This is a genomic window from Alteromonas hispanica (genome assembly GCF_010500915.1).
Taxonomy (GTDB): Bacteria; Pseudomonadota; Gammaproteobacteria; order Enterobacterales; family Alteromonadaceae; genus Alteromonas; species Alteromonas hispanica.
Map to the genome: position 1 here is coordinate 558,551 of NZ_JAAAWP010000002.1, position 21,197 is coordinate 579,747.

Here is a 21,197-nt window from a genome sequence, read left to right on the forward strand (position 1 = left end):
ATTTGCTCAGGATTTAATAGCTAGCTGTAAATAGCTGCTAGGGCCTTATCAACCGTAGGGTATTCAAAGGTAAAACCGGCTTTAACCAGTTTGTCAGGTATCACGTTTTGCCCTTCAAGAAGCATGGTAGAGGACTCACCCATAGCTATCTTCATTACAAAACTAGGGACAAAAAACAGACAGGGGCGGGATAGTGCTTTTGCTAATTGTTTAGAAAAGGTTTTGTTCGTCACAGGCTCTGGGGCGGTTAAGTTGAACGGACCTTTGCATTCATCGTTATTAAGCAAGAACTCGATGCCGCTAACCATATCATCAAGGTGGATCCACGAAAGATACTGTTTACCGCTTCCTAAACTGCCGCCTACACCAAGCTTAAACGGAAGCGCCATTTTTTCTAATGCTCCGCCATTCTTTGATAACACCACGCCAGTACGTAAAGTTGCTACACGGGTTTCTTCCGTGTTCACGCTCATGGCAATATTTTCCCATTTTTCACACAAGTCTTGAGTGAACTCCTTGTGAACAGGCGTATCCTCGGTAACGATTTTATCTCCCTGACGCCCGTAATAGCCTATAGCTGAGCCAGAAATAAAGGTTTTTACAGGTGTTCTACTGCTATTCATTTTGGCGACCAGTTGAGTGGTTATATCCCAACGGCTATCGCATATGATTTTCTTTTGAGTGTCTGTCCACCTTGTATCGGCTATAGGCTCTCCGGCAAGATTAATAACAGCATCAAACCCGCCAATATCGTCTATCTCAGATACACTCTCAATGGTTTTAATATCAGAGCCTAATGACTGTTGCGCACTATTTGGATTGCGGGTTAACACAGTAAAGCTGTGGGTGTTTTTGAGCTTTTTGATTAAGCTGCTGCCAATTAACCCCGTGCCGCCGGTAATAAGAATGTTCAAAAGATAACTCCCTGCTGAATTAATTATTCAGACTTGTTGCAGGAAAGAGTAAGCGACACCGAGTCAGAGAATCGCAGTGCATGAGGCTTATCAACTTCAACTTGGGCAAAGCGCACAGAGCTATGCTCAGATGCAATAGTCAATACGTCTGCGGTTAGCTTTTCTAAAAGAGAAAAACGATTGTCTTCGACTAGCTTGATAATCGCCTTGGTGATTGTCTTGTAATTAAGCGCATCCTTCATGTTATCAGTGTTAGAGGCCTTTCCTGCGTCGTAGTCGATTTTTACGTTCACCACAACGTCCTGTTTGTTTTTTATCTCGTCTTCATTAATTCCGATATAGGTGCGAAGGCGTAAATTTTTGATTTTTATGGTGGCAAGGTTGAAAGTCATCACATTCTCTTGTTTGTAGTTAATTATAAGTCGTTGTAAAGTGTTGCTGTTTTAATTAGGAATGTAGCACACAATGTCCATGGAACTACGATCGCCCACAGCAAAATTTCTCGTTGTATTTGCGAGTTTGGTTGTTGTTATGGCAGGTATCAAATCAGCCAGTGCCATTATGGTACCCTTCTTTTTATCCATATTTATTGCTATAGCCTGCGGCCCGATTATCCATTGGACATCACGCTTTGGCGTACCTAAATGGTTATCTATATCCTTTGTTATACTACTTATCGTAGTTTTCGGATTTCTATTAGCTGGGCTAGTGGGGCAATCAATGGCAGAGTTTCGAGAAAACCTGCCGCAATACAGGAGTAAGCTCGATTCTGAATTTGAATGGGTAGTTGGAAAGTTAGCCGACTTCAATATCCATATCAACAGTGAGCTCATAGCCAATCATTTAGACCCCGCTACCGCGATGTCGGTAGCCACTAACTTTATAAGTGGCATGGGAGGAGTATTGTCTAACCTTTTCCTTATACTGCTAACCGTAATCTTTATGCTGTTTGAAGCAGACAGCATACCAAGACGCCTGCACATCGCATTAGCCGACCCAGACATGAAGCTTCAACACATCGATAAGTTTATTCGCTCGGTAAATAGTTATTTAGCCATAAAAACAGTGGTGAGCTTAGGAACCGGGATCATCATCGGTACTTGGCTCTATGTAATGGGAATTGACCACTTTATGCTTTGGGCTGTATTGGCATTTATGCTTAATTTTATCCCCAATATTGGTTCTATAATCGCTGCAGTACCGGCGGTATTAATTGCCTTTGTACAATATGGAATTGCCTCGGCGGGGTTCGTTGCTTTAGGGTTTCTGTTAGTGAACACAATTATGGGCAACATGGTTGAGCCGAGACTAATGGGCAAAGGAATGGGGCTGTCTACCTTGGTCGTATTTCTCTCATTAATCTTTTGGGGCTGGCTATTGGGCACGGTAGGAATGTTGCTTTCTGTGCCCCTAACCATGGTTGTAAAAATCGCATTGGAGTCAAGGGAAGAGAGTAGGTGGTTAGCCGTTTTACTCTCCAGCGAAGGCGATAGAAAACAGGTTAGTGGTTAGGAAACTTAACTACTACCCGAGCACCACCAAGATGGCTATTTTCAATGTGCATTTTACCTTCGTAAATTGAGACGAGATCGCTCACTAGTGCTAAACCTATGCCCTGACCCTCGGCATAGGTATCTAGCCGAGCTCCTCGCTCAAGCAGCTCTTGTTTTTTACCATCGACAATACCAGGTCCATCATCCTCTATAGTAATAATGAGCCACTCGCTTTCGATACTTGCAGATACACACACTCGAGATACTGCTGCCTTGCATGCGTTATCTAAAAGGTTGCCACAGAGTTCTAGCAAATCTGTCTCATCACCCTTAAATACGATAGTTTGAGAGTTGGGGGAGTGCGAACATTCACATTCAATCGACAGGTTTTTATCTTGATAAATTTTGTCCATGGCGTCTGCTATCTTGAGCAATACAGGCTCGACAGGGATAGCAGCTTGCCAACCTGTTTTGCCAGCACTCGCGCGTTTCAATTGTCGCTGAATAATATTGTCAATCTGCGTTAGGGATTCTTTTATTTCAGGTTGCAGGTTTTTAGACCCTAGTGCCACGGCAAGAGGTGTTTTTAAGCTATGAGCTAAATCACCAAGGCTATTTTTATAGCGCTTTCGCTGGGTAGCTTCAAAGTGAAGTAATTCGTTAATAGAATGCTTTAATGAGTCGAATTCGACAGGGTAGCGGTTGTTTAGCGCACTTTTTTTACCTTTAGAGGCGAGTGATATTTCGTCAATTATCTTTTTAACCGGCAGTAAAATTAGGCTTATACCAACAATAATGAAAATGAGCAGAGCGGCGGATAGTGTGATTATCCATTGCCATGTTGTCGCCAAGAAGGTTTGACGTTCTTTTTCAAACACGGCTTTATTGTTGAAAATGTAAAAATGTACCGGCTCAAAATCTTGGCTTGAAAGAAACTCTGCGGTAAACGCGTAAACGAAAAAGTTGCTGTCGATGTCGAATTTAGGAATGTAGTCATCGCTGAATACTTCGTTGCCAACCGGGACATCCATGTTTGGCGGCGTAAAAACATACTCCAACGCAGACGCCGACTGCCATATAACCTCATTGCGAAAAACAATTAGGCCTAAGTATCCAGAACCGGGTAAATTTAGCTCTTCTTCAAATAACACTTCCGGCATCACAGGCGAATCGCCCTCTAATTCGAATGCGGTTAGCAGGCTTAAGTTCATCAAGCGCAGCTCGCTCATTTTGGCTTCTGTCAGACTTTCAGTGAAAGCCTCTTCGAGAATAATGACGGTAAACGGTGCGAAAAGAGCGAGTAGGGTAAAGGCAAGTAACACACTTCTCACGCGAAGTGAAAGTTGTCTCATAAGTTTCGGTTTATCCTATAGCCTCGTCCTCGAAGAGTCTCAATGGGCTTAAGCGTACCGTCGGGGTCGAGTTTTTTGCGCAGCCGGCCAATAAACACCTCGATAACGTTACTATCAAGATCGAAATCTTGGTCGTATATGTGCTCAGTAAGTTCGGTTTTCGACACTACTTTTTGAGGATTCATCATTAGGTATTCCATTACCTTGTATTCATAAGCGGTAAGATCGAATGGGGTTTCGTTTACAGCGAGTTCTTCCGTCACTGTATTAAGCGCTATCGGGCCAAACTGTATAACTGGGTTGGCTTGTCCGGACGCTCTTCTAATAAGCGCTTTTGTTCGCGCTAAAAGCTCTTCATTGTGAAACGGCTTGGTGAGGTAATCATCAGCACCTGCGTCAAGGCCTTCCACCTTTTCTTGCCATCGGTCTCGAGCCGTCAAAATAAGAATTGGACAAGGGATATTGTCTTTACGGGCCTGTCGAATTACATCAAAACCATCTAACTTCGGCATACCAATATCAATAATGGCGAGGTCGTAAGCATATTCCTTAATTAAAAAAAGCGCATGCTCACCGTTGTCTGCAAGGTCTACGCTATAACCATTTTGTTGCAACAAAGCATCGAGTTGCGTAAGGAGCCTACTGTCATCCTCTGCTATTAAAATTCGCATGTTAATCCTTGTCTTTGGACTTTTTAACTTTACCTGAACGTTTATCAACATCCACGGAAACCACGCGGCCCGACTTTTTCAACACTTTGACGCGATAAGTTGACGAGGTTTGCTCTATTTTCAAAACACGGCCGTTTGCAGCGCTGCTGGCTTTTGATGCAGCCTGGCTTTTTGAAACCTCATTACTTTTGTTTTGCTGAGCATATGCAGTATTTACGCTTATTAGCGCAAGGCATGCACTGAATAAAGCTGCTCTAAGCAATAACCACATAAAACCTCACTATAGAAAAAATGCGTTCAGGCTCACTGACTCTTTCGAGTATAAAAGGTAATGATGAACCCACCCTGAATTTGTAATGAGTTTACCCTGTGAAGTAAACCCTGTACATAAGTTGAACCTGAAAGTGGACAGTCACTCGAATGACACCAAATTTAAATGCGACTCGAAATCAAGCAAAATCGGACAGACACTTAATATTACCTAATTAGCTTTTATGAGTGACTGTCCGATGCCGCTCATTCAAAATTTTTTTGTTTTGAGCGCAACTAAGTGACTGTCCCTTTCTCACTTTCTTTCTCCTCACTTTCTTAGCGTTTTGCCGATAAGTAAAAACAGGTCAAATAGCCTGAAATTTTTTCAGTGTTTGATAACAGGAAGTGCGAGCTTTCAATTTTTGAGTGACTGTCCCTTTTTACTTTTTGTTTATTTCTTCGTTCCAATAAAGCCTGCAATACTTGCTCTATCGACTGCTGGTGGTCGTTTAAACAGGTTGAAGTTGAGTTTTAAAAGCAGTGCTGCTGTCATAACTGTCCTAGTGGCATGACATGTGCGTTAACTCTGGTACCAAAGTTTTTATTATGAAAACGTTCTCTACGGAGGAACCATGTCAGACGATATCAAAACAAAAATGTGGAAAGCCATGTCACAGAGCCCAAAGGTAATGGTGAGCCTTGTAAATAAAGATATGCACGCAGAACCTATGTATGCGCAATTAGACAGTGATGCTGATGGAAGGGTTTGGTTTTACACAACCAAAGACAACCGAATTGCTCAGGGCGGAAAGGCAATGATCCATTTTGCGTCCAAGGGGCACGACGTGTTTGCCTGTATTCGGGGAACGCTAGTTACCGAAAGCCGCTCTGAAATTATAGACAAGTATTGGTCTAACCCCGTGGAGGCCTGGTACGAAGAGGGCAAAGACGATCCAAGCCTGCTTATGCTCAGATTTGAGTTAGATGATGCTGAAATTTGGGACGCAGACCCGTCTATCAAAGGGGTATTTAAAATGCTGACGGGCAAGAATGTTCAGCCTGAAGAAATGGGCGATCACAAAAAGGTCGACTTGTAAAAGCAGAGGTATTGTTTTAAAGCTTAAAGCCATGGAGAGGAAAGCCATTTGTGCTATCTGCGTTCCATAAACATAAAAAGAAAGCTTGGTACGCGCATGCCTCTCCTCATAGAGTAGAAACGCATGCGAAAACAAGCTTTCTTTCAACCTTTTTCTCTTTCTTTCTGGCAACCGACTCTCGCCAACTTTTAAAATAAGACGGTAGCCAACGCTAGCGTTACGGCAATACCTTTTTATAAGGCTTCACTATAACGCTTTCATATACACCGGCTTCAATGTAAGGGTCGTTGTCTGCCCATGCTTGCGCATCTTCCAAGGAGTCAAATTCTGCCACAACCAGCGAACCTGTAAATCCGGCAGGGCCGGGATCAGGGCTATCAATAGCAGGGAAAGGACCAGCCAAAACTAGGCGGCCCTCGCTTTTAAGGGCATTCAGTCTTTCTAAATGCGCAGGCCGAGCAGCAAGACGTTTCTCTAAGCTTTCAGCGACATCAGTAGCACAAATCATGTAAAGCATATGCCTAGCCTTTTATTGTTGCAGCTTTCATTGAGGATACAAAGCTATCCAATTCACTAAGCATTTTTTCACTGTTATCTAGGTTCGCAGCAATAATATTGACGGTAGCAGAACCCGATATCGCACCTGCAGCCCCTGCATCAATCGCGCTTTTTACTTGCTCAGGCGTTGAAATACCAAAGCCAAGAAGTGCTGGCGCGGCATTGTGTTTGTTTAGTCGCTCAATGAGGTCAGAAGCAGGAACGTTGGCAGCAGTTTCAGCACCAGTTACACCCGCGCGTCCTAGCAGATATGTATAACCCGTAGAGTACTCGCCAATTTTCTCCATGGTTTCATCCGTGGCATTTGGCGGTGCGATAAGGATTTGCGATACACCAGTATCCTGCGAAGCCTGTTGAAACGGTGCAGCCTCGCGAATAGGAACATCAGCAACTAATATGGAGTCAACACCGGCATCCTGTGCCTTTTTGTAGAAGTTACCAATACCTTGTGCCATCACAAGATTGCTGTACAGCAGCAAACCAATGGGCACTTCAGGGTACTTATCTCGTACTCGTGAAATTAACGCCATGCAATCTGCCACTTTTATTTTGTGGCTTAACGCACGAATACTTGCAGCCTGTATTGTTGGACCATCGGCAATAGGATCTGAGTAAGGAATGCCAAGCTCGAGCGCATCGGCGCCACTTTCTACTAACTGGCAAATAATGGCTTCAGATTGCGCTAAATCTGGGTCGCCTACCATAACAAACGGTACAAATGCGCCTTGGTTTTTCTCGTTAAGACGAGAGAACATGTCTGCATATCTATCCATTATATATCATCTCCTAATACTCTAATTACATGCTCTAGGTCTTTGTCGCCACGGCCTGAAAGATTAACAACGATAATGGTCTCTTCTTCTGCTTCATCTGCCATATTCAAAGCGTGAGCTAGTGCATGAGATGGCTCAAGTGCAGGAATAATACCTTCTTTTCGTGCCAACAGTTTAAACGCGTTAAGCGCTTCTTCGTCGGTTGCTGCCACGTACTCTGCACGACCAATATCGTGTAAGTAAGCATGTTGAGGGCCAACAGCTGGGTAATCTAAACCAGCAGACACAGAGTAACTCTCTTCAATTTGACCTTCGTTGTCTTGCATAATGAAGGTGTAAGCACCATGCAAAATGCCTTTTGTGCCGGTTACTATAGTGGCACCGTGATCTTTAGTGTGCACACCTTTACCTGCAGGCTCAACGCCCACTAGGCGAACTGAAGGCTCATCAATAAAGTCTGCGAACATACCAATAGCATTTGAACCGCCACCCACACATGCCACAACAGCATCAGGCAATCTGCCTTCTTTTTCCATAATTTGCGCACGAGTTTCTTCACCCATCATGCGGTGATATTCGCGTACAATGGTGGGGAAAGGGTGCGGGCCTGCTGCAGTACCTAAAAGGTAGTGAGCAGTGTCATAGTTAGCAGACCAGTCGCGCATCGCTTCGTTAACGGCATCTTTCAGTGTACCTGAGCCGGCGTTTACAGGAATAACTTCCGCGCCCATAAGCTTCATTCTAAAAACGTTTGGCGCTTGGCGCTCAACGTCCTTAGCACCCATGTAAATACGCGCTTTTAAGCCAAGTAATGCACAGGCTAGTGCAGTAGCAACACCGTGTTGACCTGCACCGGTTTCAGCGATAACTTCTTTTTTACCCATACGCTTTGTCAATAATGCTTGACCTAGCACCTGATTGGTTTTGTGCGCGCCACCGTGAAGTAAGTCTTCACGCTTTAGGTAAAGTTTTACTTTAGGGTTACTCACTAAATTGCGAGTCAGAGTCATCGGGGTGGGACGACCGGCATAATCTTTGAGAAGCGACAAAAACTCTTTATTGAAGCTTGGATCTTCTTTTGCGTCTAAGAATTCCTTCTCCAACTGATCAAGAGCTGGAATTAGCAATTCGGGCACGTACATGCCACCAAATTCGCCAAATTTTGTATCTAACTGGTTCATACGTTGTCCTGTTTTTTAATTAATAGCGGCGGCAGACTGTGAATAATTCAGCAAGCTTTTCTGCTGATTTGTCACCCGGTGCATTTTCAACACCAGAATTTACGTCTAGCACACCGCAGCCAGTGGCAATAGCATCTTCAACGTTATCTGGGCTAATGCCACCCGCAAGAATGATATTTTGTTTTTGTTCAATATTGTCAAGTAATGACCAATCAAACGATTCCCCAGTACCACCTTTAGCACTGCCTACTTGGCAATCTAATAGTACGCGGTGTACTAGTTTATTATCTAAATGGCTATTTACTTCGCTAGGTATTGAATCTTTTACGCCAACCGCAACCCAAATTTCACAGTGGCTAGGCAGTTTGCCGGCTAGCTCGTTAATGTAAGCATCGTCTTCGCTTCCGTGTAACTGCACGGCGAAAAGATTTGCTAATGAGGCTATATCTGCAACTTCATCCACTGAGTGATTTACAAACACTCCCACATAGGCACCAGGTGCCGATTGTGTGATGCCCAACGCGGTATCTTTACTTACGCAGCGAGGAGATTTTTCAGCGAAAATCAACCCGCCAAAACTAGCGCCGCGTTCAAAGGCCATTTGAGCTTGAGATGGGCTGGTTAGGCCGCACACTTTTACAGCACCATTCACAAGTGTTTTTACCGCACGGGGAAGGTCTTCTTGTGCCATTAATGCACTGCCCACAAGAAATCCTTGTGACACTGCTGAGAGTCTTAACACATCGTCGTGGGTGTAAATGCCAGACTCTGAGATAACAACAAAATCATGAGTTGCACCTTCAAGCATGGGGACGAGTCGTTCGGTAGTCGCGAGGTCGGTAGAAAGGTCACGCAAGTCGCGGTTATTAATACCAATGATACCTGCTTCAAGAGCGATAGCGCGCTCCATCTCTTCTTCGTTACTCACTTCGGTGAGAATATCTAAGTTCAATGAGTCTGCAACGTCGGCGAGTTCTTTGTAGCTTGCATCGTCTAACACGCTTAGCATTAGTAGCACGGCATCGGCATTATAATACCGAGCCAGATACACCTGGTAAGTGTCTACAAAAAAATCTTTGTTCAAAACAGGCTGCGCCACTCGTTCAGTAACGTAACTGAGATATTCAAAGGTACCCTGAAAATACTTCTCGTCGGTAAGTACTGATATACCTGCAGCGTACGGTGTGTAGGCAGCAAGAATCTCATCTAGGTCGAAATTTTCTCTAATGAGCCCTTTCGAGGGCGATGCTTTTTTACATTCAAAAATAAAGCCTGCATTTGGCTCGCTCAACGCGGCGAAAAGACTTTTTTGTGAAGGCGTAAGCTGCGACTTAAATGTGTCTAGCGGCAGTGCAGACTTTCTTGCTGCAACTTCTTCTCTTTTATCGGCAACTATTTTCTCAAGCACATTAGCCATTCGTGCCTACCTCCTGAGTAATTTTTGCTACGTTTGATAACACCTGCATGGGCGCACCTTTTTTCATTGCTTCCATTGCCATTTCCGCGCCGTCTTTAAAGTTCGATACTTTACCTGTTACCTTTAACAGGGCGCCGCAGTTCATGGCTATAGCAGCACGGTGAGCTTCTTTACCGTCACCGTTAAGCGCTGCTTGAATATATTCTTTATTTTCCTCTGGCTCTCCACCTTCAATGGCAGAAAGAGGGTAACTAGATAACCCAAAGTCACTGGCGGTTACCGTAACCTCGCGAATATCACCGTGTTCAAGGTCGTAAATGATTGATTCACCGTGCAGTGCAAGCTCGTCTAGCCCGTCGCCATGAACTATCATTGCGCGATGCTGACCGAGCAGCATAAGGGTTTTTGCGTAAGGTTCAAGCAACTCGGGAGAGTATACGCCGAAAACACCGTGAGTTGGACCCGCAGGGTTGGCAAGTGGGCCTAAAATGTTAAACAGTGTTCTGGTCTTGAGCGCAGCTCGCACGGGGGCTGCGTACCTCATGCCTGCGTGATAAACAGGCGCAAAAAGAAATGTGAAATTTGCTTCATCTAAACACTTGCGCGATTGCTCAGGGCTTATTTCAAGGTTTAAACCAAACTGACGAAACAAATCGGCAGAACCAGACTTACTAGACACACTTCTGTTGCCGTGTTTGGCAACTTTTACACCGCATGCCGCGGCAACGACCCCTGCGGCACTCGAAATATTTATTGTGTTGTGACCGTCACCGCCGGTACCAACAATATCAGCAAACTCATAATCTGGCGTAGGGAAGGGGAGTGCATTCGCTACCATCGCGCTTGCCGCACCCGCGATTTCTCCTGGAGACTCTTTTTTCATCTTTAGTGATGTAAGTACTGCGGCAATCATGGCATCGCTTTGCTCACCGTGCATAATACTGTTAAACAAGCTGAAAGCCTCAGATTGTGACAATGATTCATGCAACATAAGTTGCTCTAGAAGTGTGGCAGCATTAAGCATGAGCAATTCCTTGTGATGTGAGGTAGTCAATGCTCTGTTTTAGCAAAAGACTCCCCTGCGCTGTTAATATTGATTCTGGATGAAATTGAAAGCCGAGCATATGGTCGGATTCATTATACACCGCCATAATGGCCTCGCTTCCATCTTCGTTAAGACACGAAGCGCAAGCCGTCAAACTCTCTGGCAACGAATGCGCAACTAGCGAGTGATATCTGGCTACATGCAAAGGCTGTGGCAACCCCTGAAACATGTCTTTCGCTGAGTGACTAATCGCGGATGATTTACCGTGCATAACCTGAGCGGCACGCCCTACAACACCCCCGTAATGCTCTACGATAGCCTGATGACCCAAACAAATGCCGATAACGGGAAACTGGCCTGCGACTTTTTCTAATAAAGCAGGCATGCAGCCGGCATCGCTAGGTGCTCCAGGGCCAGGTGATAGCATAAGAAGTACCGGGCCTTTTGTGGCTTGCTCTTGCATACGTTCAAACAGCAAGTCGGCAGATACGGTATTGCGATACACTTTGATATCTAGGTTTAACGTTCTGAGTTCGTCTACTAGGTTGTAGGTAAAAGAGTCTACATTATCTAATAAAAACAACGTGGTTTGAGTTGTAGTGTTTTGTGAGTTCACAGGTGTATCCGTTGGTGTTTTCATCGCTGCGTTCATGCCGAGCCCTCATTGTTTGAGGCCTGCTCGCTGGCTTGCTTTTCACCAGCCTTAGCTGTTGGCTCAAATTCTTCTTCAAGTGATGCGCGCACTGCTCCAATAACCGCTTGCGCTTTTGCTCTGGTTTCATCAGCCTCAGCCTGAGGAATTGAGTCGTGCACTACACCGGCACCAGCTTGAATATAGGCTGTGTTATTTTTTACAAAGGCAGAACGAATAACAATACAGGTATCCATATCGCCTTGCCCATTGATGTAGCCTACTGCACCGCCATAGCTGCCTCGTCGTTTTTGCTCGACTTGGCGAATAAGCGTCGCTGCACTTACTTTTGGAGCACCAACCAGTGTGCCCATGTTCATACACGCTTGATAGGCATTTAGCGCATCTACGTCATCGCGAAGCTGACCCACCACACGTGAAACAAGGTGCATTACATGAGAGTAACGGTCTACTTTAAATAGGTCTTTAACAAAGCGGGTACCTGGTTGGCTCACCTTCGCCACGTCGTTGCGAGCAAGATCAACCAGCATAATATGCTCAGATTTCTCTTTGGTATCTTCGCGCAAGTCTAATTCAATTCGACCGTCTAAATCATGATTAATACTACCATCGGCATGTTTTCCGCGAGGACGGGTTCCTGCAATAGGGTAAATTTCTACCTGGTTGGTTTCGCTATCGTATTTTAATGCCGACTCTGGTGACGCACCGAAAATAGCGAATTCGGCATCTTGCATGTAGAACATATAAGGGCTGGGATTTTGTTCTTTTAATTTTGCATAGGCAAGAAGAGGAGAAGGGCATGGCAGGGAAAAAGTACGCGATGGTACTACTTGAAAAATATCCCCCGCTAATATGTGCTGTTTTAAATCGAGTACGTGGCTGCAATACACTTCGTCGCTCATATCTGTACTTACGAGTGACTGTCCGTTTTGTGCTTGTCTGAACTGAGCCCTCGCAGTATCGCGGTTCTTTTGGCCCGTTAGCTGCGGTTCTTCTGGCATAGCGTGCAGCTGCTGATGCAATGATTCTAAACGCTGTGCAACCGCAAAATACTGTTGTGCTACGTCTGCACCGCTAAAAACACTGCCTAATAGTTTAGTTTCGCGAGTTTGGTGATCTACAGTAATAAGCGTTTCAGCTAAATAGAAAACAAAGTCTGGACAGTCATTTTCTCCGTCAGCCACATCGGGAAGATTTTCAAATCCGGCCAACATATCGTAGGCAAAAACGCCCCCTAAAAATACCGCGTGGGGGTGTTGTCTTATTGGGATTATTTTATTCACAATAATGCGTAGTGCGTCCATAACGCTAGCCGCTTTCAGTCTACTATCTTCATCTAACTCAGCTGATGCGATATCGGCTTCAAGAGAGACAGACATCTCATCATTACCCGTTACATTTAATCCCTCCGGGCATTCAGAGAGGAAAAGCGGAAGCACCGATTTGCCGTTGGCCGTTAATGCAGTCACAGTCACTTTATTTTCATTACACTCAAGGCGTAAAGCGGCGTCTACCATTAATAAGCTCTGAAGATCGTCTTTCGAATCTATCTCTGCAGATTCAAGAAGTAAGGCATTACTTTTTTCACCGCAAATATGCGCAAAAGCGGCAAGAGGGTCGTCAATATATCGGCCCGCCTGTTCGATGGTTTCTACCTTGCCTGGAGATGTCCCCAGTTCTGCTAAACTCATTTTTGCTTACTCTCCAACTGCAAAAAGATAAAAAAAAGGCCCGTACTAACGGGCCTTTTGTGTATTCATTCACGCACTACCGTGCACACCGCCCGCTAAACTAGGGAGTGCCACCACCAAGCTGCAATTTTCATTGCTGTCGAATTTAATAAAGAATGCATGAATAACTCTGTGTTTGGTTCAAACTTCAATAGGCATTGAAGCTGTAAAAACGTATACTCTGTGCCTATAGAAGAAAACAAAACGCCTTTTGTGTCAACCTTAAATTTGCATAATACATTGAAAATAGATCTACATAGCCATACAAAATTTTCTGACGGCCATCTCACGCCCGCTGAACTCGTGCTTCGCGCGCACACTATGCAGGTGGATGTCCTTGCAATTACAGACCACGATACCGTTGCTGGACTGAGCGAAGCCCATGCTACTCAAGCACAGCAAAAACGTGCGCTTACGCTTATTGACGGTGTTGAAATATCGACGCTTTGGCACAGTTTTGATATCCACGTAGTAGGGCTTAATGTCAATCGCAATTGTCCAACCTTTCTTGCGCGTTTACAGCAGCAGGCAGACACTCGGGAAGAGCGGGCTGAATTAATTGCAGAAAAATTAGAAAAATGTGGTTTTGAGGGCGTTCTAGCGCGAGCAAAAGCACTTGCCGGTGTTGGGCAAGTAACCCGCGCCCATTTTGCGAGGGTGCTGGTGAACAATTACGGTGTTCCCACCATGAACGACGCGTTCAAAAAATATTTAGGTAAAGGTAAACGGGCTGCCGTTAAAGCGCAGTGGCCAAGTATAGATACTGCGATATCGTGGATTCAAGACGCGGGTGGGCAAGCGGTACTGGCACATCCTGCGCATTACGACATGACGGCAAAATGGCTGCGAAGACTTGTCGCTTTCTTTGAGCAAAGTGGCGGTGATGCAATCGAAACTGCGTTTCCTGGCATTAACAAAACCAAACAAGAACTTATTAACGAGCTAGCAGAAAATCACGGCCTTTACGCCTCTGCGGGTTCCGATTTTCACTTTCCGTCTCGTTGGACTGAACTTGGAAAGAATTTAGGTATAAACAGCAAGTTGACACCTGTCTGGCATAATTGGCAGCATATCGAGCAGCGTACCTAACACACAAGATTGAGAGAAACTATGAGCCAATTTTTTTACGTTCACCCAGACAACCCTCAAAAGCGCCTCATTAGCCAAGCTTGTGAGTTAATTCGCAATGGCGAGGTGGTGGTTTATCCTACCGACTCTGGCTATGCCATTGGATGCCAAATTGAAGATAAAAAAGCGCTTGAGCAGCTTTGCCGCATTCGTCAAATAGGTAAAGATCATAATTTTACCTTGATGTGCCGTGACATGTCAGAACTGTCCATTTACGCAAAAGTTGATAATACAGCATTCCGTCAAATCAAAAATAATACGCCAGGGCACTACACCTTTGTATTAAAAGCTACCCGTGAAGTACCCAAGCGCTTGCAAAACCCCAAGCGAAAAACAATTGGTATTCGCGTGCCCGACAACGCTATTGCTCTGGCGTTATTGGAAGAGCTTGGAGAGCCGCTAATGTCTACGTCATTAATTTTACCTGGCAATACCGCGGCAGAATCAGATCCTGACGTTATTCGTGAAAACCTCGAAAAGCAAGTCGGCCTAATTATTCATGGCGGATACATTGGTGAGCATTTAACTACCGTTGTCGACCTTTCAGACGATACCCCTGTTATTTTGCGCGAGGGTACCGGTGACATTACGCCGTTTCAATAATGAGAAAAACTGTTGAACAGTAGTGCAGGCAAAATACAGGTTAGCTCAGAGCACAGCGTTGTGGGGAATGACGCCAGTGCAGCAGCAACCGCGCCTGTTCAACAGCCATTACCGTTAGCATTCATTAACGGCGAAGCGCTAATTGAAAAACCTGAAGACTTATTTATCCCGCCCGACGCGCTGGAGGTGATTTTAGAAACCTTCGAGGGCCCCCTTGATTTATTACTTTATTTAATTAGAAAGCAAAAGTTTGACATTACCGTGTTGCCCATTGCCGATGTAACTAAGCAATACATGGAATATGTGGACGCCATGATGGCGTTAAAGCTAGAACTTGCTGCTGAATACCTACTCATGGCGGCCATTTTGGCTGAGATAAAGTCTCGCTTGTTATTGCCTAAGCGAAGTGATGAAAGTGAGGAAGAGGAGGACCCTCGTGCTGAGCTTATTCGCCGTTTAAAAGAATATGAATTGGTAAAACAAGCGGCAGAAGACCTTGACCTGCAGCCCAGACTAGAGCGCGATATCTTTGAGGTGAGTGTATCGACGAGTTCTAACGTGGTTCCCATACGCGTTGAGCCAGATGTTTCGCTTGCTGAAGTGGTATTGGCATTTAGTCAAGCAATGAAGCGCGCAGAGGCATTCGAGCACCATACTATTGCCAGAGAAGCATTGAGCACGCGAGAAAGAATGTCGATGATTTTAGATTTACTCAACAATACCGATTATTCTCCGCTAGAGGCGCTCTTTACCCCGGAAGAGGGGCGTGCCGGTGTTGTAGTATCATTTCTCGCGGTTTTAGAGCTGGTAAAAGCGCAGCTTATTTTTTGTGTGCAGGCGGGTCCTTACGCTAAAATTCATGTAAAATTAGGCGCTCATGAAGAAGATTAATACGGCGCAGCTCAAGCAGCTGGTTGAAGCTGCTATATTTGTTGCAGATAAACCCATTAGCCGACAGCAGCTAAAAGATACTGTGCTAAACGAATTCACAGTGGCTGACCGAACGTTAAGCAAAATACTCAATGAGCTGAAGCTAGACTATCAGCCGCGAGGAATACAGCTTATTGAAGTAGCGAGCGGCTTTCGTTTTCAGTCTCTTGATGCGCTTAGCCCCTGGTTAAGTAAATTATGGCAGGAAAGTGCGCCTAAGTATTCGCGCGCAATGTTAGAAACATTGGCGCTTATTGCCTATCGCCAACCCATTACCCGCGGTGAAATTGAGCAGGTTCGAGGCGTGGCGGTAAGCAGCAATATTATAAAAACACTCACAGAACGAGGTTGGATTAAAGTTGTAGGGCACAAAGAAGTGCCGGGGCGTCCTGCGCTTTATGCTACAACAAAAGAGTTTCTTGATTACTTTTCAATGTCATCGCTGGCCGATTTGCCAGATGCCGATGCCTTTGAAAATATGGCGGAAAATAGTGAATCTGACCCGACGCTTAAGGTGTTAAATGAGGCACCGTCTAAATAGACCGTGCGACCGTAAACAAGCAAAAATAGAGTGAAGTTACCCATGACTGAAAAGTTGCAAAAAGTACTAGCTAATCAAGGGCTAGGCTCGCGACGTGAAATGGAGCGTTGGATTGATGATGGCAGAGTGTCGGTAGACGGCGCTGTGGCAAAACTTGGCGACCGCGTAGATGGTACGGCCAATATCCGTGTAGACGGTCACTTGCTGTCTCGCCAAACCGAGCAGCCTGTGTGCCGTGTACTTATGTATAACAAGCCGGAAGGCGAGCTATGCAGTAGGCACGATCCCGAAGGGCGCGATACTGTATTCGACCGACTCCCCGCTATCCGCCTAGGCCGCTGGATTACAGTGGGTCGTTTAGATATGAACACCAGTGGTTTACTGCTGTTCACCAATGACGGTGAATTGGCAAATCGCTTAATGCACCCTAAATGCGAAGTAGAACGAGAGTATGCCGTTCGGGTGTTTGGTGAAGTGACAGGCAAAACCATCAGCACCCTGAAAAAAGGCGTTCAGTTAGAAGACGGTGAAGCAAAATTTTTAACCGTATCTGGTACGCCTACACCACAAACCGGTGAAGACGAGAGTATGAACCGCTGGTACAACGTTACTCTTAAAGAAGGACGCAATCGCGAAGTACGTCGTCTTTGGGAATCGCAGGGAGTTCAGGTTAGTCGTCTTATCCGCGTTAAATACGGACCTATTGAGCTTCAAAAGCGCCTTCCGCAAGGTGCTTGGGTAGAACTTGAACTATCAGATGTTAACGCGCTGAGAAAGCATGTGCAGCTAGCTGATGAAACACAAACCATGGTAAACGTGAACCAACAAGGCAAGCTGGATCACGTTAGGTTAAGCCGCATGCGTCGCTCTGTGAAAAAGCACAAGGTGCGCAAGCAGCAAGGGCTTAAGCAGCGAACTGCGAGACCTGCAAAGCGTAAATAAATGCCCAGCTACCCATGAACATAAGCGCTCTTGAGAAAGAGCGCTTTTTTCTTTGTCCCGTTAAATCTGCCTAACAGCCATTCCTGCATTCCCACGCTTCGCTGGGTAACTTGCCAGCGCCTTCTGAGTGGGCAATTATCTATGCGAACTAATGGTATTAATCCAGTTTTCCTGTTTTATAACAAACGAAAAGTCGATCCTCTTTCTAATGTGTGCGTAGGAAAAAGCGAACAAGATGTTTTTTTAACGACAAGGAGAAAGTATGAATGACATGCCGCAAATGGGAATGGGGACGTTCCGTTTAGAGGGTAGCCAAGCAAGACAAGCAGTCGTCGACGCACTAAGTGTAGGGTTTAGACACATTGATACTGCGCAATTCTACGGAAATGAATCTGAGGTAGGTGATGCTATCCAAACCAGTGGTTTAAGCCGTTCCGATATTTTTGTGACTACCAAAGTATGGTACGAGTCCCTCGGTGAAGACCAGTTTATGGCAAGTGTTCACGAAAGCTTGGAAAAGCTAAAATTAGAATACGTCGATCTTCTCTTAATTCATTGGCCTTATCCCGGTGACGATATCACCCTTGAAAGCTACTTAGGCCGACTTAAACAGGTAAAAGAAATTGGTTTAGCTCGTCATATTGGCGTATCTAACTTTACCATCGACCAGCTGGATCAAGCTGAAAAGATTTTAGGTAAAGGTGAGCTTTACACTAACCAAATTGAGTTGCATCCTTTTATGCAAAATCGCGCTGTAGTTGAAGCTTGTAGAGAAAAAGACATCAAGATAACTGCGTACATGCCATTTGCTGTAGGCAAGGTAATGAAAGACGATACACTCATTAGTATTGGCGCAAAATACGATGCCTCACCAGCGCAGGTGGTGTTGTCATGGATGGAGAAGCGCCATATATACGCCATACCATCTTCTACCAGCAAAACGCACTTGGCGGAAAATCTGGCTTATGGCGGCGTACAGCTTTCTGAGGAAGATTTGACCGCTATCGATGAGCTCGATAATGGCGAGCGAATTGTCGATCCAGACTTCGCTCCAAAATGGGACTAGCTCTCTAGTCTGCATCTCGCTCAAATACTATTGTGTAGGGCATTTCATCTAAATTTTTCTTGATGAAAGCAATACAATTCCGCTGCGATTACATAATAATCGCAGCGGATTTTTTTCTCCCACTTTTATATCTCCCACGTGGCCTTAAACCACTAATTAGCGTAACGCTTACCCCTTTGGTATGTGTAGATTGGATAAGTGTCGCTTTTGTCTTTATCTCGTTCTCACTCTTTATTTTAGGTTTTTATAACCGCCTTTATCTTTTAAATAATTGAAATTTAAAAGTAAAGTGAGTTTAATTTGAAATATTAAATTATTTTCATAAAACTATTCCAAAGTATAATGGTGGTTGGGTGTTTGTTACTCATACTTAAAAGGCTAACTTCAACGTTAGCATCTATAAGTTGGCTATCTTAAGAGTTTTAACCGTTTTACAAAGCTACATTCTGATGTTTGATAGAACGCAGGTAGTTCGACTTTGTATAACAAGCCCTCAAAATGGAGCTTTTACTGGACTTGTTTTTAATTAATAACAGTAATAACAGTACAGAAAGGTGAATAACATGGGCGTGATGACATGGCTAGATGAATTTACATCAGCGACCGACGCAAAGCAGTCCCAACGAAACGAACAAGCACTGAATGCAACAACCTGCTGCATTATGATGGCAGATGCAGACCGCAATATAATTTATGCAAACGAAGCGGTTAAAAAGTTGCTTAAAGATAACGAGCAGAAATTAAAAGCCATCCTTCCCACGTTTTCAGCCGATAACCTGGTGGGACAGAATATCGATCAATTTCATAAAAATCCCTCTCATCAGCGCCATGTTCTTGCCGAATTGAAATCTACCATGGAGTCCTCGGTTAGTATTGGCGACTTAAATTTTAAACTCACCCTAACGCCTCTTTTCGATCAATCTAATCGTAATATTGGCACTATGGTTGAGTGGGTCGACCAATCCGAATTACTCATAAAAACGACCATGCTAAATGTATTGAATAACGCTCAGGCGGTAGTTGAAATGAACGCGGATGGAGTTATCGAAAATGCCAATGACAAATTCCAAGAAATTCTGGGGTTCTCGAAAGATGAACTTGTTGGAAAGCAATATAAAACTTTGCATACCAGTGACTACAAAAAGTCGGAAGAGTGCTCAAGCCTATGGCGTGAACTAAAAGAGGGAAACGAGCAAAATGGTGAATACTGCATTGTAGATAAAAATGGAGAGGAAGTGTGGATACAATCTACTTTTAACCCAGTAAAAAACAGTGCGGGCAAAGTGATTCGAATAGTCCAATTTGCAACCGATGTCACCGAGTCAAAACTGAAAAATGCCTACTTTGAGGGGCAAATCGATGCAATAAATAAAGCACAGCCGGTAGTGGAATTTGACTTAGAGGGCAAGGTACTTTCAGCCAATGACAATTTCCTCGATATGATGGGGTACGACCTTAGAGAGATAAAGGGTCGCCATCACAGCTTGTTTGTCGATGAAGAGTTCAAGCGCAGTATTGAATATAACCAGCTGTGGGAACAATTGAGAGAAGGTGTGTTGGTGAGCGGTGAGTTTAAACGCGTAGGCCGCGGGTCAAAAGAAGTGTGGGTACAGGCGTCTTATAATCCAATACTCGATCAAAACGGAAAGCCTTTTAAAGTTGTTCAGTTCGCGGTAAACATCACTGGTAGAAAACAGGCGATAAACGATATCAAGTTTATAATGGGCGAGCTGGTTAAGGGCAATTTAAAATGCAAAATCGACCGTCAATTTGAGGGGGAATTTCAAGTTCTCGGTGAGGCCATTAACCAATTTATCGAACAAATGAGCAGTACCATAGGCTCTATCTATGACGCCGTAGAAACTATCACTACTGCATCTACGGAAATAGCAACAGGTAACAGCGATCTTTCCAGTAGAACAGAGCAGCAGGCGTCTAGCTTAGAAGAAACTGCATCGAGCATGGAAGAGCTTACCGGAACGGTAAAACTTAACGCCGAAAATGCAGAGCAGGCTAATAAGCTGGCATCGCAAAGCTGTTTGGTAGCCACGCAGGGCGGCGATCTTATTGGCCAAGTTGTTGATACCATGTCGTCGATTAATGAGTCTGCGCAAGAAATTTCTGACATCATTGGAGTTATTGATGGCATTGCATTTCAAACAAATATTCTCGCACTGAATGCGGCTGTTGAGGCCGCACGTGCCGGTGAGCAGGGCAGAGGTTTTGCGGTAGTCGCCTCAGAGGTAAGAAGCCTTGCACAGCGCTCTGCTGAGGCGGCAAAGGAAATTAAAGAGCTTATCTCCAACTCAGTAAGCAAAATAGACAGTGGAAATACCCTCGTCAGGCAATCTGGTGACACCATGCAAGAAGTTGTCACTTCGATTAAGCGGGTTAACGATATAATGAGCGAGATAGCAGCGGCAAGCTCCGAACAGGCTTCTGGAATTGAAGAAGTCAGTAAAGCGGTGGTACAAATGGACGAAGTAACGCAGCAGAATGCAGCACTTGTAGAAGAAGCGGCGGCCGCTGCAGAGAGCCTTCAGCAGCAAGCTGGCAACTTATCAAATAGAGTCTCTGTGTTTGATATCGGCGATAGAAATTTGCAAAGCAACCACTCTTCAATGATACCGAGAGAAACTCATATAAACAGCGTGCGACCAAAGCAGATAGAAAACCTTGGCAGCACAGTAACGAACCTTAAACCCAAGGTACCCGAGCACGGCGAGTGGGAGTCATTCTAGGGTAAGCCATTTCAGCTTAATAAGCACCCATCCTAACCTGTTGCGCTTAACGTTGAATTAAGTTCTAAAGCAGGTTTGATGGGTGTTTTTGTATTAAACACGCCCTTGTAG

21 protein-coding genes are annotated in these 21,197 nt (G+C 44.8%); 9 read left to right on the forward strand and 12 right to left on the reverse strand.

Features of this window, described 5'->3' with window-relative positions; translation table 11 throughout:
- Window positions 1-20: 20 nt before the first annotated feature.
- A complete protein-coding gene (locus GTW09_RS05395) occupies window positions 21-914 on the reverse strand; it encodes a TIGR01777 family oxidoreductase (protein ID WP_163110631.1) in 894 nt (297 codons plus the stop codon).
- 23 nt (window positions 915-937) lie between these two features.
- On the reverse strand, window positions 938-1,306 hold the full coding sequence (gene folX / locus GTW09_RS05400; RefSeq protein WP_071979411.1) for a dihydroneopterin triphosphate 2'-epimerase: 369 nt from the start codon (window positions 1,304-1,306) through the stop codon (window positions 938-940).
- Between the two features lie 73 nt (window positions 1,307-1,379).
- Here folX and GTW09_RS05405 point away from each other — a divergent pair, with 73 nt between their 5' ends.
- On the forward strand, window positions 1,380-2,426 hold the full coding sequence (locus GTW09_RS05405; RefSeq protein WP_163110633.1) for an AI-2E family transporter: 1,047 nt from the start codon (window positions 1,380-1,382) through the stop codon (window positions 2,424-2,426).
- Here the strand turns inward: GTW09_RS05405 and GTW09_RS05410 are convergent.
- From GTW09_RS05410 to GTW09_RS05420, 3 genes are read right to left on the reverse strand one after another with little or no spacing between them, the layout of a single operon-like run.
- Window positions 2,416-3,759 (reverse strand): ATP-binding protein, encoded by a 1,344-nt coding sequence (locus GTW09_RS05410; RefSeq protein WP_163110635.1) that lies wholly within the window; start codon window positions 3,757-3,759, stop codon window positions 2,416-2,418. The two genes, GTW09_RS05405 and GTW09_RS05410, sit on opposite strands and share 11 nt — an antisense overlap.
- Window positions 3,756-4,430: a response regulator transcription factor gene (locus tag GTW09_RS05415; protein ID WP_071979408.1), complete on the reverse strand. Its 675-nt coding sequence runs from the start codon at window positions 4,428-4,430 to the stop codon at window positions 3,756-3,758. The genes GTW09_RS05410 and GTW09_RS05415 overlap by 4 nt, the downstream gene beginning before the upstream one ends.
- Window position 4,431: 1 nt before the next feature.
- The gene (locus GTW09_RS05420) at window positions 4,432-4,701 is read right to left on the reverse strand and encodes a PepSY domain-containing protein (protein WP_163110637.1); all 270 of its coding nucleotides are present in this window, start codon (window positions 4,699-4,701) and stop codon (window positions 4,432-4,434) included.
- Window positions 4,702-5,314: 613 nt separating this feature from the next.
- On the opposite strand from GTW09_RS05420, the gene GTW09_RS05425 reads away from it, so the two are divergent.
- Entirely contained in the window at window positions 5,315-5,779 is a 465-nt protein-coding gene (locus tag GTW09_RS05425; RefSeq protein ID WP_163110639.1) for a pyridoxamine 5'-phosphate oxidase family protein, read from the forward strand.
- Window positions 5,780-5,996: 217 nt separating this feature from the next.
- Here GTW09_RS05425 and GTW09_RS05430 read toward each other — a convergent pair whose 3' ends face one another.
- The 7 genes from GTW09_RS05430 to GTW09_RS05460 are packed head-to-tail and all read right to left on the reverse strand — an operon-like array spanning window position 5,997 to window position 13,096.
- A complete protein-coding gene (locus GTW09_RS05430; RefSeq protein ID WP_071979405.1) occupies window positions 5,997-6,296 on the reverse strand; it encodes a YciI family protein in 300 nt (99 codons plus the stop codon).
- A 4-nt stretch (window positions 6,297-6,300) separates the two neighbouring features.
- Complete coding sequence (gene trpA, locus GTW09_RS05435; protein ID WP_163110641.1) at window positions 6,301-7,110, reverse strand: tryptophan synthase subunit alpha; 810 nt, start codon at window positions 7,108-7,110, stop codon at window positions 6,301-6,303.
- A complete protein-coding gene (trpB, locus tag GTW09_RS05440) occupies window positions 7,110-8,291 on the reverse strand; it encodes a tryptophan synthase subunit beta (protein ID WP_100971373.1) in 1,182 nt (393 codons plus the stop codon). Before trpB ends, trpA begins: the two co-directional genes overlap by 1 nt.
- Before the next feature lie 19 nt (window positions 8,292-8,310).
- A complete protein-coding gene (gene trpCF / locus GTW09_RS05445) occupies window positions 8,311-9,708 on the reverse strand; it encodes a bifunctional indole-3-glycerol-phosphate synthase TrpC/phosphoribosylanthranilate isomerase TrpF (RefSeq protein ID WP_163110644.1) in 1,398 nt (465 codons plus the stop codon).
- The gene (gene trpD / locus GTW09_RS05450) at window positions 9,701-10,732 is read right to left on the reverse strand and encodes an anthranilate phosphoribosyltransferase (RefSeq protein ID WP_163110646.1); all 1,032 of its coding nucleotides are present in this window, start codon (window positions 10,730-10,732) and stop codon (window positions 9,701-9,703) included. Before trpD ends, trpCF begins: the two co-directional genes overlap by 8 nt.
- Window positions 10,725-11,393, reverse strand: a complete 669-nt coding sequence (locus tag GTW09_RS05455; protein WP_163110648.1) for an aminodeoxychorismate/anthranilate synthase component II — start codon at window positions 11,391-11,393, stop codon at window positions 10,725-10,727. Before GTW09_RS05455 ends, trpD begins: the two co-directional genes overlap by 8 nt.
- A gap of 8 nt (window positions 11,394-11,401) precedes the next feature.
- Complete coding sequence (locus GTW09_RS05460) at window positions 11,402-13,096, reverse strand: anthranilate synthase component 1 (RefSeq protein WP_163110650.1); 1,695 nt, start codon at window positions 13,094-13,096, stop codon at window positions 11,402-11,404.
- 279 nt (window positions 13,097-13,375) lie between these two features.
- Here GTW09_RS05460 and GTW09_RS05465 point away from each other — a divergent pair, with 279 nt between their 5' ends.
- The 7 genes from GTW09_RS05465 to GTW09_RS05495 all read left to right on the forward strand — a co-directional run bounded on the left by GTW09_RS05465 (window position 13,376) and on the right by GTW09_RS05495 (window position 21,086).
- Window positions 13,376-14,224: a PHP domain-containing protein gene (locus tag GTW09_RS05465; RefSeq protein ID WP_163110652.1), complete on the forward strand. Its 849-nt coding sequence runs from the start codon at window positions 13,376-13,378 to the stop codon at window positions 14,222-14,224.
- 21 nt (window positions 14,225-14,245) lie between these two features.
- Window positions 14,246-14,866: an L-threonylcarbamoyladenylate synthase gene (locus GTW09_RS05470; RefSeq protein WP_071979399.1), complete on the forward strand. Its 621-nt coding sequence runs from the start codon at window positions 14,246-14,248 to the stop codon at window positions 14,864-14,866.
- 60 nt (window positions 14,867-14,926) lie between these two features.
- Window positions 14,927-15,757, forward strand: coding sequence for a segregation and condensation protein A (locus GTW09_RS05475; protein ID WP_232230639.1), 831 nt, complete (start codon window positions 14,927-14,929; stop codon window positions 15,755-15,757).
- A complete protein-coding gene (scpB, locus tag GTW09_RS05480) occupies window positions 15,744-16,337 on the forward strand; it encodes an SMC-Scp complex subunit ScpB (RefSeq protein WP_100971379.1) in 594 nt (197 codons plus the stop codon). Before GTW09_RS05475 ends, scpB begins: the two co-directional genes overlap by 14 nt.
- Before the next feature lie 42 nt (window positions 16,338-16,379).
- Complete coding sequence (gene rluB, locus GTW09_RS05485) at window positions 16,380-17,279, forward strand: 23S rRNA pseudouridine(2605) synthase RluB (RefSeq protein WP_100971381.1); 900 nt, start codon at window positions 16,380-16,382, stop codon at window positions 17,277-17,279.
- A gap of 262 nt (window positions 17,280-17,541) precedes the next feature.
- The gene (gene dkgB / locus GTW09_RS05490; protein WP_163110654.1) at window positions 17,542-18,345 is read left to right on the forward strand and encodes a 2,5-didehydrogluconate reductase DkgB; all 804 of its coding nucleotides are present in this window, start codon (window positions 17,542-17,544) and stop codon (window positions 18,343-18,345) included.
- Window positions 18,346-19,010: 665 nt separating this feature from the next.
- Window positions 19,011-21,086 (forward strand): methyl-accepting chemotaxis protein, encoded by a 2,076-nt coding sequence (locus tag GTW09_RS05495; protein WP_476692421.1) that lies wholly within the window; start codon window positions 19,011-19,013, stop codon window positions 21,084-21,086.
- Window positions 21,087-21,197 lie beyond the last annotated feature (111 nt).

Coding starts and splice junctions, on each gene's coding strand:
- folX (WP_071979411.1), bottom strand. CDS start 1,306: ATGACTTTCAACCTTGCCACCATAAAAATCAAAAATTTACGCCTTCGC.
- GTW09_RS05405 (WP_163110633.1), top strand. CDS start 1,380: ATGTCCATGGAACTACGATCGCCCACAGCAAAATTTCTCGTTGTATTT.
- GTW09_RS05410 (WP_163110635.1), bottom strand. CDS start 3,759: ATGAGACAACTTTCACTTCGCGTGAGAAGTGTGTTACTTGCCTTTACC.
- GTW09_RS05415 (WP_071979408.1), bottom strand. CDS start 4,430: ATGCGAATTTTAATAGCAGAGGATGACAGTAGGCTCCTTACGCAACTC.
- GTW09_RS05420 (WP_163110637.1), bottom strand. CDS start 4,701: ATGTGGTTATTGCTTAGAGCAGCTTTATTCAGTGCATGCCTTGCGCTA.
- GTW09_RS05425 (WP_163110639.1), top strand. CDS start 5,315: ATGTCAGACGATATCAAAACAAAAATGTGGAAAGCCATGTCACAGAGC.
- GTW09_RS05430 (WP_071979405.1), bottom strand. CDS start 6,296: ATGCTTTACATGATTTGTGCTACTGATGTCGCTGAAAGCTTAGAGAAA.
- trpA (WP_163110641.1), bottom strand. CDS start 7,110: ATGGATAGATATGCAGACATGTTCTCTCGTCTTAACGAGAAAAACCAA.
- trpB (WP_100971373.1), bottom strand. CDS start 8,291: ATGAACCAGTTAGATACAAAATTTGGCGAATTTGGTGGCATGTACGTG.
- trpCF (WP_163110644.1), bottom strand. CDS start 9,708: ATGGCTAATGTGCTTGAGAAAATAGTTGCCGATAAAAGAGAAGAAGTT.
- trpD (WP_163110646.1), bottom strand. CDS start 10,732: ATGCTTAATGCTGCCACACTTCTAGAGCAACTTATGTTGCATGAATCA.
- GTW09_RS05455 (WP_163110648.1), bottom strand. CDS start 11,393: ATGAAAACACCAACGGATACACCTGTGAACTCACAAAACACTACAACT.
- GTW09_RS05460 (WP_163110650.1), bottom strand. CDS start 13,096: ATGAGTTTAGCAGAACTGGGGACATCTCCAGGCAAGGTAGAAACCATC.
- GTW09_RS05470 (WP_071979399.1), top strand. CDS start 14,246: ATGAGCCAATTTTTTTACGTTCACCCAGACAACCCTCAAAAGCGCCTC.
- scpB (WP_100971379.1), top strand. CDS start 15,744: ATGAAGAAGATTAATACGGCGCAGCTCAAGCAGCTGGTTGAAGCTGCT.
- rluB (WP_100971381.1), top strand. CDS start 16,380: ATGACTGAAAAGTTGCAAAAAGTACTAGCTAATCAAGGGCTAGGCTCG.
- dkgB (WP_163110654.1), top strand. CDS start 17,542: ATGAATGACATGCCGCAAATGGGAATGGGGACGTTCCGTTTAGAGGGT.
- GTW09_RS05495 (WP_476692421.1), top strand. CDS start 19,011: ATGGCAGATGCAGACCGCAATATAATTTATGCAAACGAAGCGGTTAAA.